8 protein-coding genes are annotated in these 12,308 nt (G+C 48.2%); 6 read left to right on the forward strand and 2 right to left on the reverse strand.

Features of this window, described 5'->3' with window-relative positions:
* Nucleotides 1-557: 557 nt before the first annotated feature.
* On the reverse strand, nt 558-1,679 hold the full coding sequence (locus B088_RS07385) for a glycosyltransferase (RefSeq protein WP_018107780.1): 1,122 nt from the start codon (nt 1,677-1,679) through the stop codon (nt 558-560).
* Nucleotides 1,679-2,797: a 4-phosphoerythronate dehydrogenase gene (locus B088_RS07390; RefSeq protein WP_018107781.1), complete on the reverse strand. Its 1,119-nt coding sequence runs from the start codon at nt 2,795-2,797 to the stop codon at nt 1,679-1,681. The genes B088_RS07385 and B088_RS07390 overlap by 1 nt, the downstream gene beginning before the upstream one ends.
* 190 nt (nt 2,798-2,987) lie before the next feature.
* Here B088_RS07390 and B088_RS07395 point away from each other — a divergent pair, with 190 nt between their 5' ends.
* The 6 genes from B088_RS07395 to B088_RS07420 all read left to right on the forward strand — a co-directional run bounded on the left by B088_RS07395 (nt 2,988) and on the right by B088_RS07420 (nt 11,947).
* The gene (locus tag B088_RS07395) at nt 2,988-5,771 is read left to right on the forward strand and encodes a TonB-dependent receptor (protein ID WP_155802365.1); all 2,784 of its coding nucleotides are present in this window, start codon (nt 2,988-2,990) and stop codon (nt 5,769-5,771) included.
* Between the two features lie 9 nt (nt 5,772-5,780).
* Nucleotides 5,781-7,049: a DUF4876 domain-containing protein gene (locus B088_RS07400; protein WP_018107783.1), complete on the forward strand. Its 1,269-nt coding sequence runs from the start codon at nt 5,781-5,783 to the stop codon at nt 7,047-7,049.
* Nucleotides 7,050-7,152: 103 nt separating this feature from the next.
* On the forward strand, nt 7,153-8,610 hold the full coding sequence (locus B088_RS07405) for a DUF6850 family outer membrane beta-barrel protein (protein WP_245546738.1): 1,458 nt from the start codon (nt 7,153-7,155) through the stop codon (nt 8,608-8,610).
* Nucleotides 8,611-8,629: 19 nt separating this feature from the next.
* Nucleotides 8,630-10,849 (forward strand): HEAT repeat domain-containing protein, encoded by a 2,220-nt coding sequence (locus B088_RS07410; protein ID WP_018107785.1) that lies wholly within the window; start codon nt 8,630-8,632, stop codon nt 10,847-10,849.
* 223 nt (nt 10,850-11,072) lie between these two features.
* Entirely contained in the window at nt 11,073-11,342 is a 270-nt protein-coding gene (locus B088_RS08495) for a LysO family transporter (protein WP_155802367.1), read from the forward strand.
* On the forward strand, nt 11,339-11,947 hold the full coding sequence (locus tag B088_RS07420) for a LysO family transporter (protein ID WP_018107787.1): 609 nt from the start codon (nt 11,339-11,341) through the stop codon (nt 11,945-11,947). Before B088_RS08495 ends, B088_RS07420 begins: the two co-directional genes overlap by 4 nt.
* Nucleotides 11,948-12,308: the final 361 nt, after the last annotated feature.

The following is a 12,308-nucleotide window of genomic DNA, read 5'->3' on the forward strand; positions in this document are numbered from 1 at the left end:
ATTTGTGGGTTTTTCTTGGCATGGAACAAGACTCTAAGCATGAAAGAAAAGCAGGATCTACCCTAACTGAGGGCAAATCCTGCTCATGCTTGTCATCTGTTACACTACTATTCCTCATGGAGTTGCTCCCCAGCAGAGCTCCACTACGCTTCATAGTGCCTTGTAAAGGTAACGAGAGAATTCTGCTTCACCATCAAAAAGCACCCTGCAATTTGACCCATAGAACAAAACTTCTTCAAAAAAACCTGCAAATTGACCTATACGCCCTAAACTTTTGCTGAGATGCAACTAACCGATTGCTTAGTTGCATCTCAGTTGACGGTTTTATATGTTGTTGGATATCAAGGGGTTCTGAAGGGCGGTTTTGGTGCTTTGAAACCTGCTCTATTTTGTAGTATTGAACCCCTTACAAGCAGGTGAAATAGGCGTGAAGCAGATTTAAGAACTAAAGTTTTGCTAAAGTCCGAATAGGTGGGGATTAGAGGGTGTAGAGGTGGAGCAACTGGGGGGCGATGGCATCGATGCCGAAGGAGCGGACGGTGTCGGCAATCTGCTTTCTATCTTTTGGAGTGGGTGTGTGTCACGGCACGAGCCATGGCAGTGGTGTCGTATGGCTGAATGAGCTGACCATTGCCACTCTCCGGGCGAATGATATCGGGGATCCCACCTACGCCAAAGGCGATGGCAGGGGTACCACAAGCGATGCCTTCCACAAGTGTTTGCCCAAGCGTCTCGTATCTTGAGGTGGAGAGGATGGTGGAGGCCGTTAGGTAGAGCTTTACCAGCTCCTCTCCCTCGGCTCGGGGGATATGTCGGTAGGGGATTGGTATCTGCTCTAGTAGAGACTTATCTTTGATTTGCCCCACCAAGGTGATGCTTGCACTGCTTGCCCACTCTTCGGAGAGTACCTTTGCTTCTCGGAGCATTTGCACTAATAAATCGGGTCCTTTCACGGGATCATCAATGCGTGAGGCAACGAGTAAGAGACTATTCTCCTCCTTCTCCTCGACAGTGTTTGGGCAAAACCGCTTCAGGTCTATCGGATTGTGTAGCACCGTGATGGCACTCTTCCTAAATAGGGGCGAGGCATCGGCTGCTTTCGCCACCGTATTACTCACCGCCACGAGGTGTATTTGCTCAAGCGGAAGATCCTTTTTCGCCTGAAAAAGCCTACTCGAATGGTCCTGCTTGCTTTTGCTATCCAGAAGCGGACAACTTCCACATCCCACGGTAAATCTTTGGCAAAAAGAGGTCTCGCCATCTACTCCTATGGAGTAGGGGATATGGCAACCGCCCGTGAGTGGCCAGAAGTCGTGGAGGGTCCAGAAAAACCGTTTCCCTTTTATGGAGAGCAATTCTGCCAGACCTTTGACGGATAGAAACCCTTGCTGTACCCAATGGATATGAACTACCTCCGCCCACGCCACCCATGGGTGGTGAGCAATGTCCAGGCCATAGCGGGCGGTGGAGAAGCGAAAGAGGTTTTTGCGTTGGTAGCCGACAGTACGGAGCGTATCTAGGCAGTCGGCAAGAAAACTGACCCGATGTTGCCAACCAAACTCTGTGATGGTGAGCATACGTACCTCCATCCCTGCCTGTGAGAGGAGTGCCATTGTTCGCTGGCACGCCACTGCAGCACCACCCCCACTCGGGTAGGTATTGAGGAGGAGTATTTTCATTACTCTATTATCTGAAAACCAATTCCTTGTGCTGCCTCTGCCCATTCCCCCATCTCACATCTCCGGAGCTGGTACTCCGAGGGCTCGTATGGGTAGTGGTATTCTCGCCGAAGGGTTTCAAACTCTTGGGATCGCTCCCTAAGGGTACGGTCCACTCCTCTGATGCCAAAGGTTTGTAAGAGTGCCTCCCATAGAGGTTGGTCACTAGAGAGATGTAGTAGGGGAGCGCTCAAGGGGGTTGGGTAGAGTGGCTCTGAGCTACTGAGCTTTAGTCCGAAGTGCTCCAAACCATGCTCTATGCAGGTCCGCGCGCCATTGGCCTTCCCCTGAGCAGAGAAGCCAGCGATGTGCGGTGTGCCTAGCCAAGTCTGCTTCAGTAGCTCTTGCGAGATATTTGGCTCCCCCTCCCAGCAGTCCATCACTAGGTCTGTGATTTTGCCTTCACGCAAACCCCTCAGTAGGGCCGAGGTATCGGTCACTGCACCACGACAAGCATTCATGATGATCGGTTTCCTTTGGAGTAGATCTACCAACCTATCATCTAGTAGGTGCACGGTCTTATCCTCCCCCTCCTTAATAAGTGGTACGTGAAAAGCAATGATATCGGCCCTCGTGGCTATCTCTTGGAGCGAGACAAAGCCTGCCGACCCCTCTGCCCTTGCCCTAGGGGGGTCGTTGAGGAGCACCTCCATCCCCAGCGCCCGGGCATTTCGTGCCACCCTACGCCCTACGTTGCCCACCCCTACAATCCCTATCACCTTGCCACGAGGATCCCACCCACACTCCACCGCTCTAATGGCTATGGCAGTAGCAAAATAGTGTGCCACCGCCTCGGCATTGCAGCCCGGGGCATTGTACCAAGTGATGCCCGCCTGGTGGCAGAAGTGGGTATCGATGTGGTCAAAACCGATCGTCGCCGAGGTGATCAGCTGCACCCGAGAGTGCTCCAGAAGCGCTCGACCGCACTTCGTGGTACTCCGAATAATCAGCCAATCCGCCTCCTTCACCACCTCCGGGGCAAACTCCTCCGAGGGGAGGTAGGTCACCTCCCCCAGCTCCTCCGCAACTCCCTGGATATAGGGCACCGAACTCTCTGCTACTATCTTAAGCCGTTTCATACGCTTTCTCCGCGCCTCCCCCTTCCTCTCCCCAAAGGTACCATTTTATTCCGATCCCCACGCCCTCCTTTACCAATCAATATACCTAGTATAGGGGAGAATAGAGTTGCTGGAATTTATTACCTTTGCAATAAACAATAACAATTCGTTAAATTAGTAAAATATGATTAGAAGTGTGTCGTGGCGTTATATGCCAATCCTCCTTATTCTGATGCTTCTATTGCCGGCTAATGTGTGGGCACAATCTAAGAATCATCTAAGCGGGACGGTTTACGAAATCTCAAATGGTGTCAAGGAGCCTCTCCCTGGAGCTACGGTTTCGATTCCCGCTTATGGAATGGGTGCGATAACCTCTGTAGATGGTGCATACCATATCAAGGAAGTGCCTTCGGGTAAGGTGCGACTAACGGTTTCCTTTATTGGCAAAGTGACCATTGATACCCTTCTTGTGGTGAGTGGTGATCAGCGGCTCGACTTTGTGATGCGAGATGAGGATTTTAGGCTAAAGGAAGTGGTGGTGACTGCACAGTCCAGTAAGGCGGGGCAATCCACATCATCCAAAATCTCCACAATGGCAATGGAGCACCTACAAGCGGTGAGCCTTTCTGACTTAATGTCGCTCTTGCCTGGTGGTATTTCTACTAATCCTTCCCTTTCTACTGCAAGCCAGGTGACTATTCGCTCGGCAGGTGGAGATGATAATATCAATGCTTTGGGAACGGCTATTGTGCAGGATGGAGCTCCTATCTCCAATAATGCCAATCTACAGGTGATGAATCCTTCTGTAAGAGGAGGCACCTCGACTTTATCGGGTGGCGCTTCTCCAGCGGGTGGCTTTGATACTCGTCTGCTCTCTCTGGAGAGTGTGGAGTCGGTAGAGGTGGTACGAGGTGTCCCCTCTGTATCTCATGGCGACCTTACCTCAGGCGCTGTCTTGATTACCTCCAAGGCGGGCCGGGCCCCTTTAGTGATCAAGGCACGTACTAATCCCAATCTTTACCACTTCTCTGCTCACAAGGGCTTTTCTTTTGATAAGAATGGAGGATCCCTCAATGTGAGTGGCGAATATGCGAGGAATACTAGCTCGCCAATCTCTTCATACAATTACTTTACTAGGGCGGTTGGTAAGCTTCTCTATTCGAATACATTCTTTGATGGCAAATGGCGTACCAATACCTCTCTGGATTTATGGTATGGACGCGATAAGCGAGATCGCAACCCTGATGATGCCACAAATGAGCTGGAGTCGGATGGCCGTAACTTGAGATTTGCGATGAATAGCAATGGTACTATTAACATTGACAAGGGGTGGCTGAAGAATATTAAGTATGTGGTGTCGGGCAGTTATTATGATAAGTATAGCTTCCTTACCCAGCTCTATACTTCTGCGACGGCTCCATATTCTATGACTGATGTTGATGGTGCCATTATTGCCAATCAGCCAGGTAGGGTGCTCTACGATGTTTCGGGAAAGCCACTGACCAAGTATGATGGGGTAGATCCGACTCACTATGCTCACTACCTCCCCTCTAATTACAAAGGTCGCTATGATCTATATGGGCGTGAGCTGAGTTTTTTCTCTAGCGCAACGGCAACATTTTTCGGTAAGTTAGGAGCTACTAATCACCGGATATTATTGGGCTTCAATTATTCAGTCGATGGCAATATTGGGCGTGGAAAGGAGTTCTCACCAGAGTTTCCTCCATTTCGTAATATTGCAGCCCATAATGCTACATTTCGCCCTCGTCCCTATCGTGAGATCCCTTTTGTGCACGAGCTGGGTCTCTTTGCTGAGGAAAACTTTAGTTGGAAGATAGCCGATCGTCACCTCGTGAATTGGCAGGCGGGTCTTCGCTGGGATCAAATATCTCTCGTGGGTGGAAAGCTCTCCCCACGTACCAATCTCTCTATTGAAGTAGTCCCCAATTGGCTCTATATAAGAGGTGCCTATGGAGTAACAGCCAAAATGCCTACACTCCTCTATCTCTATCCTGAGCGTGCTTACTTTGAGTACATTAATATAAATGAGATGGCTAGCGACCTTGAGGATAAAGCTTTTATGACTACTACCCGAGTATTTGATACCCAAAATAAGTCGCTAGAGATTGCTACAAATCGTAAAGCCGAGGTGGGCATTGACCTTAAGACACCTATTGGAAAATTGATGGTAACTGCCTATGATGAGCGTATGGATAATGGGTATACGCTTACTCCAAAGCACCAGCCAGTTATCTACAATGAGTATAAGCGTGTGGCGGGGGCCGATGGCCCACGTTTTGAGCTCTCTGCCTCTAATCCCGTGCTTGCTACCTACTACAGCCCATCTAACCACTTGACTTCTTACCGTAGGGGACTGGAGTGGGACTTGGCACTTAAGCGCATTGATGCTATCCGCACTACTATTTCGCTATCTGGTGCATGGGCTTGGTCCAAAAACTTTAATAATGGTTATGAGTACTATGATGGTAGAAGTAGTGAAGCGGGAGCACACCGTACCCATACCGCACTCTATGAAAAAGGGATGGAAAAGCATATCTATGAACAGGTGACTAGCTCTATCAGAGCTACACATAACATCCCAGAGCTTGGCCTTGTACTGACCCTCACTGCAGAGGCTATATGGCGTGAATTGGATCGCTACCAGATGGGTAACGATACTATCCCGGTTGCCTATATCTCTAAGGTAGATGGTAAGATATATCCTTTTGATGTGTCACGTGCAAAGGAGCCTGAGTTTTCATCTCTTTTGAGGAATAGAGATGATAGTATGTATATTGATGAGCTATTTCCACCTCTCTATAATTTCAACTTCAACCTTACCAAGGAGATTGGCGACTTTATGCGGCTTTCTTTCTTTGCGAATAATATGTTTAGAAGCTATCCAAGGGTGGAATCAAAGCGAAGACCAGGTACATTTTATAGTCGAAATAAAGCCTTTTTCTACGGTATTGAGTTGACAATTATTATCAAGTAAAAGTATAGTATGATGAATGCCAAATATACTTATCACCCCTTTGGGTGGCTGCCATTGATAGCCCTCTTGATGCTCTTTTCTATGGGGTGTAACTCCTTTGAACAAGCTAGAAACACAGACTTAGTGCAGCCTATTTCAGTGACTATCGTGGCGAATACTGCTATCCCCGACTTTGATTCGGCATCTGGTGCAAAGGTGGAGCTGATCAATGAATATGAGCAGGTGGCTTATTCTTATCCATTGACGGGTCATGAGACCAAAGTATCGGGAGTGTTGCCTGGAATTTACTCTATCAATATCTCTGGTGAGACGGTAGGGGCTGATGGTGAAGTCTCTTACCCCAATGGTAGCCTGCTCAATTATCCTCTTCTGGAAGATGGGTTGCGTGTAGAGCTGGAGGTATTGAACGGACGTTTGAGTCCCCTTGTGTTCAAGGAAATATACTACTGTGGTTCACCCAAGCGGTATTTCAGAGACCAGTTCTATGAGATATATAATAATTCAGATGAGGTCTGCTTCCTTGACGGTCTCTACTTCTGTGTCCTTTATCCAGGTACTGCGACTACAAAGTTGCCTATATGGCCTAAGGAGGATGCTGGAAAGTATCTATATACCGATCGCGTTTGGCGCTTTCCAGGCACAGGAGAGGAGTATCCACTGAAACCAGGTGAGAGCTGTGTTATTTCCCAATTCGCTGCCAATCACCAGCTAAGTATTTATAATCCTAATTCTCCCATTGATGGTAGTAGCTCGGAGTTTGAATTCAATATGTTTAATAAGAAATTCCCAGACCAGCCGGCGTATGATATGATCCACATTTTTAATGATGGCAAGGAGGCAATGGGGCGTGTGCCGCAGTACTTGACTACTGTTTTCGGAGGTGCGTATGTGCTCTTCAAGGTGCCAAAAGGGGAGAGTTACGACCCAGTCAATGACTTGTCACTACAAGCCAAAGACCTGAGCAATAAGCGCAACACAATCTATGCCAAGATACCTGTAGAGTATGTGTTAGATGGCGTTGAGGCAGTGGATAATGAAACAAAGATCAATGCTAAGCGTATGCCGAGCTTTATAGATGCGGGGATTACCTATGTCGGTAATACTTACATCGGGCAGGGTGTGGCTCGAAAGAAAGTAGGGCAGCGGCCCGATGGTACCCCTCTCTTGCAAGATACCAATAATAGCACCAATGACTTTGATAGAGGTGTTACACCGATGCTTCGGAGATATGGAGCAAAAATGCCAGCATGGAACCATTCATTAAAAAATAACAACTAATAAAATGAGCTACAATCATAAGCGATATCAAATATTGTGCCTACTTCTATTCCTATCGTGTGCCAATGCCCTTATAGCTCAAGAGGTAAATAGCCTCTCTTCATTGGATAAGTTGAAGGGCGAGCAGCTATCTGCCATGCGCAATAATGCAGCAGGGATGGTACTGGAGAAAGCTCAAAGGTACACCGTAGTCGGCTTGTCAGGAGCATTGCAAAAGGGCGACTACCACAGAGCAATGGAGGGCAAAAAGCTGTACGACCTTTCGGCAATGGCAGAAGGGGCAGTACAGTTGAATGGTTACCACCTTTGGGGAAGATTTCAGTACGATAGAGAGATCGCTAAAGAAGTGGGATACAATGCTTCACTGATTCGCCCCTATCGTGACCTCCCATACTTTGTGGCCGATGAAAATCATAGTGATTGGAGAAATCAACTCTATCAGCTAGAGTTCAAGGCAGGTACTCCTGTATATCATCGCCTCCTATCTTTTGGGCTAGCAGCTGGCTATTCGGCGGAGCAGGGTGCCAAGCAACGGGATGTGAGATCACATAATAATGCGATGTCCCTCTATTTACAGCCATCACTCCTACTCTTTTTCAATAAGGAAACACAGCTTTCACTCCTCCTAAAGTATGCGTCGTACAAAGAGGAGAGCCGGATGCAAAACATCAATATATATGTGGAGCAACCCTATTATGAGATGTTCGGAATGGGAGGTGCTACGGCACGTATCGGTTCTGGGCGGGTTACTAATTACATCCGAAATAGTGTGGGAGGTGAGTTACAGTACAATATTGATACTGATTGGCGTACCTTGTTTTATCTTGGTTTTGAGAGCTCTGTAGAAGATGCAGAGATTAGCTTTACCGTCCCTCAGCGTACCGGTTCTCTCCTTGCAGATGCCTCTTTTGTGGGTTTCACTCTTCAGAGTAAGGAGAGCCCGTCACAGCATACTCTCTCTCTGCGTTACGATGTGAGTAAGCACAAAGGAATACAGTACATCGTAAAGTATGATAATACAGAAGCCTTTAAAGGCTATATTGAGCTGTCTCGTAGCGGTAGGTATTTGAAGCACCGCAATCACTTAGAGGCTTCCTATCAATGGTCGTGGAATAGTCAGCACCCCTACGAGTGGTTGTTGGGCTTGAAAGGAGCTGTTACTCAAACTTCGGCGGAGTACCTTCTTCCCCACTCGGAGTATGGGTATTCAATGGCATCGATTATGGGGGAGGTGCGTAAGGTAATTGTATTTGATAGCCCTTCTACCCCCACTCTCGACCTTTCCCTTACTGGAGGGCGTCTTTGGGCATTTGACTCTAATATAGAGCTCAATGGGCAGTATGTAAATTCATTTGTGGCTGAGCATATCACTCTGCCCGACTATCACTATATGGTGGCGGACCTGTGGAAGGGGGCTCTTTCTATCTCCTATGCTCAAAAGCCAGTATCCTCTAGCCGTGCAATGCTATACCTCAAGGCAAGATTGGGGTATACTCACCCATTGAATTCAAGTCTAGGTGGCCGTACCTCTGCACTTTGTTCTTTGGGCTGTTTTTTCTAACACTTATAACACCTACAACATGAAGTACAATAGAATATTATTGGGCATAATCGCCCTATTGATTAGTGCACTATCACTTATGGCACAGGTGGTGGAGACCCCAAGGGTGGTCACTCCCACTTCATTTGCCATTGTGATAGATAGTAAGAGCTATGCTAACGCCAAGGCAGCAGTTGATGCCTATCGAGATGTGGTGGAGCAAGATGGGCTTGGCACCTATCTCCTTATTCATGACTGGAGTAGCCCTGATGAGATCAGAGCACTTCTCCAACAGCTTCATCAAGACCCCTCCTCTCCACTTGAGGGGTGTGTCTTGATCGGGGATATACCTGTAGCGATGATCCGAGATGCTCATCATCTCACATCGGCATTCAAGATGGATCCCAATAGGTATCCTTGGGAGCGCTCAAGTGTGCCCAGTGATCGTTTCTATGATTGCTTTGGGCTAAAGTTTGTACCACTGCCGTATGATGGGGCAAAACCGGGTCTCTTTTTCTACTCCCTTTCGAGCGAAGGGGCACAAAGGATAGAGGCCGATATCTATTCGGCACGTATCCGACCCTATGATAGAGAGGGTGAGACGAAGTACCAGGCATTGACGAAGTATCTACAAAAGGTGGTGAGGGAGCGAACTAACCACTCTCGGAATAAGCTTGACCACCTTACTATGGCTCGTGGTCATGGTTACAACTCGGAGTCTAAGCAGGCGTGGGCAGGAGAGCAAATCGCACTAAGGGAGCAACTGGAGGGTGTGTTTCTGCCCACTGGGCGCTTTAAGGCCATCGACTATGATGATAAGTTCCCCGCAAAGTACTACTACCTAACCGAGGTGCAGCAGCCTGATCTCGATGTGATGCTCTTTCATCATCACGGAGCCCCCCAAAATCAATACATCAATGGATATCGAGAGGGGAGCAGTGTGGATATCTCTAAGGAGAATATAATGCTATTTGCACGTGCTAGAGCTAGGCGACTAAGGAAAGGGGAGACTCCTAATGAAGCGATCCAGAGGGTTGCTAAGGAGCTAGATATCCCCATCTCTTGGATCAGTGATACCTTTACTCCCGAGAAGGAAGCAGCCGACTCTCTATTCAATAGAAGTCTTGATATCTATATTGATGACCTCCGTGCCATTGCCCCAGCGGCGAGATTTGTGATGCTCGATGCATGCTATAACGGCTCATTTCATCTTGATGAAAATATTTCGGCAGAGTATATCTTTAATGAAGGAACTACTCTTGCAGTCCAAGCCAATTCTGTCAATGTTATCCAAGATAAGTGGCCAGATGAGCTGCTTGGGCTCCTCGCAAATGGGATGCGGTTGGGCTCGTGGCATCAGCAGGTAATGTACCTTGAAACGCACCTTATCGGTGACCCAACCTTTAGGTTCGTATCGGATAGCCAGCTAGTGCCAAGTAACCTTAGCCAGCAAGTGGTGCTAAGAGCTAGGGATGCCAATTACTGGTTGCAACAGCTACGTGTGCCATCGGGAGATTTGCAGGCTTTGGCACTCAAGATGCTATACCGAATGGATTACCCACAAGTGTCGGATCTGCTCCTCAATGCCTATCGTACCTCAAATAGTCTGATTGTACGGACAGAAGCACTGAAGCTATTGAGTGAGATAAATGATGCCAACTTCGTGGAGGTGCTCAAGGAGGGGGTGCATGATAGCTACGAACTTATTCGGAGGATGAGCGTTGAGCTCTTAGGAAAGAATGGTTCGGACGCATTGGCACCAGCGCTAGTAGAAAGTTTGTTGCAGGATAGCCACTGTAAGCGAATCGTATTCAAGCAGAGCGGTGCTCTCAAAATGATGGATGGTAACAGGCTCTCTCAAGAGCTTCGTAGCATCGTGGCACGCACACCTATATATTCTACAAGTCAGGTGGAGAAGCTGCTCTCTGATATGCAGGCAGCTGAGAGTGTACGGGAGCGTCTCCTACAGGAGCTATTGCCTCGGAGCAAAGATGCGAAGTCTGTGAAAGAACAGCTATTTGCGATACGTAGCTGTCGTAACTCTCCAGATGCGAGGGTAGCTGAAGCCTTGATCAAGATTGCTCTTGACGCCTCCAATAGCGAGCCGGTGAGAGTAGCTAGTATTGAGGCACTAGGCTGGTATAATTATTCGTGCAAAGCTACAGAAATCAAAGAGCAGCTTTCTACCTTGCTTGGTGATTCTTCACAGCTCGTTTCGCACGAGGCGGCAAAGAGTATCAAGCGGCTCTCTCCTCGTTAAGTACTTTGCTGTATCCTAATAGTTATGATCCCTTGTGGCGACACATTTGTCCTGCCACAAGGAACCATACTTATTTCGGCTACCACCACTTTCCACAAGATAGTATCCTAACAGTGGGGTGTAGACCTCTGGCGTTTTAGGAAAGGCTGGATGGGGTTGCGGAGGGTAGGGTAATCTTTGGTAGATTTGCAAGGGGAAGCTATTGATATTGGAGAGTGAGGAGATGTGGAAGCTATTTAGTTGTATTTTACTGGGGGTGGTATGTGGTTGGTTCTTGAGGAGGCGACGGATTAGGGGGCTTAGCACTGCTTTGATGGTGGTGATCTGTCTGCTACTCTTTGTGCTGGGGCTGGAGGTGGCACACTCGCAGAGTGAGATGGCCAATATACTGGTGGTGGTAGGGATTGCTCTGGTGGTAGCTTTGTGCTCTACTGCAGGTAGTGTACTGATGGCGTGGCTCTTTGGGCGTCCTAAAAAGAATCGGGAGGTATGAAGTCTAATCTTATATTGCTCGGTTCCTTTCTCCTCGGGCTCGCCGTGGGGGGTATTGATTTAGTTCCTGACGCTATTGTGGAGTCGGATCTAGGGAATTATCTGCTCTATCTGCTCCTGTTTTTAGTTGGCTTGAGTGTGGAAAATGATCGTGATACGATCAGGGGATTTAGGCAGCTATCTCCTCGTCTACTGGTGTTGCCTTTTCTGACAATCATTGGAAGTATGTGTGGTGGGGTGGTGGCTGCTTTGCTCCTTGGACAATCGCTCTATGAGATGCTGGCGGTATCGCAAGGGTTGGCTTACTACTCTCTTTCGAGTATCCTTATTACGGAGAAGCTGGGGATTACGCTAGGTGCTATCGCCCTCTTTTCCAATGTGTTTCGTGAGCTCTTGACACTCCTTTTGGCTCCGCTCTTGGTAAAATACCTTGGTCCTCTTGCACCTATTGCTGCTGGCGGGGCTACGACGATGGATGTGACACTTCCAGCCATTCTCAACGCCTCGGGTAAGGAGTACTTGGTGCCTGCTATTTACCATGGCTTTGTCTGCGACTTTAGTGTGCCGATTTTAGTGACACTCTTCATTGAACTAGCTTTAGGATAAAAATAAAGGCGTACCTGGATGTCCAGATACGCCTTATCTTTGTATGATGGGCATGTTATACATCTGTGGTGAAAGCCCACACGGGGCGTAGTTGCCAACGAACCCCATAGCGACTTGCAAGTTTCAAGGGGTGACCCTTGGGAGAGAAGAAGCAATAGCGAATTCGTGGCCTGACGAACAGAAACCTAATACTAAGGCGTATCAAGCGGACAAGCTGGCAAAGGACAGTGAAGTTCCAAAAGGCAACCGTAACCTTGATACGTATGATGCTAAGGAGCCGCGTCTGACAGGCACTGCCTATTGGGAGTCCGCCTTTGGACAGCGTGGTCATCGTGTATGGGCAGAGTTGTCCGGTGTCAGT

The organism is Porphyromonas bennonis DSM 23058 = JCM 16335, from assembly GCF_000375645.1.
GTDB classification, from domain to species: domain Bacteria; phylum Bacteroidota; class Bacteroidia; order Bacteroidales; family Porphyromonadaceae; genus Porphyromonas_A; species Porphyromonas_A bennonis.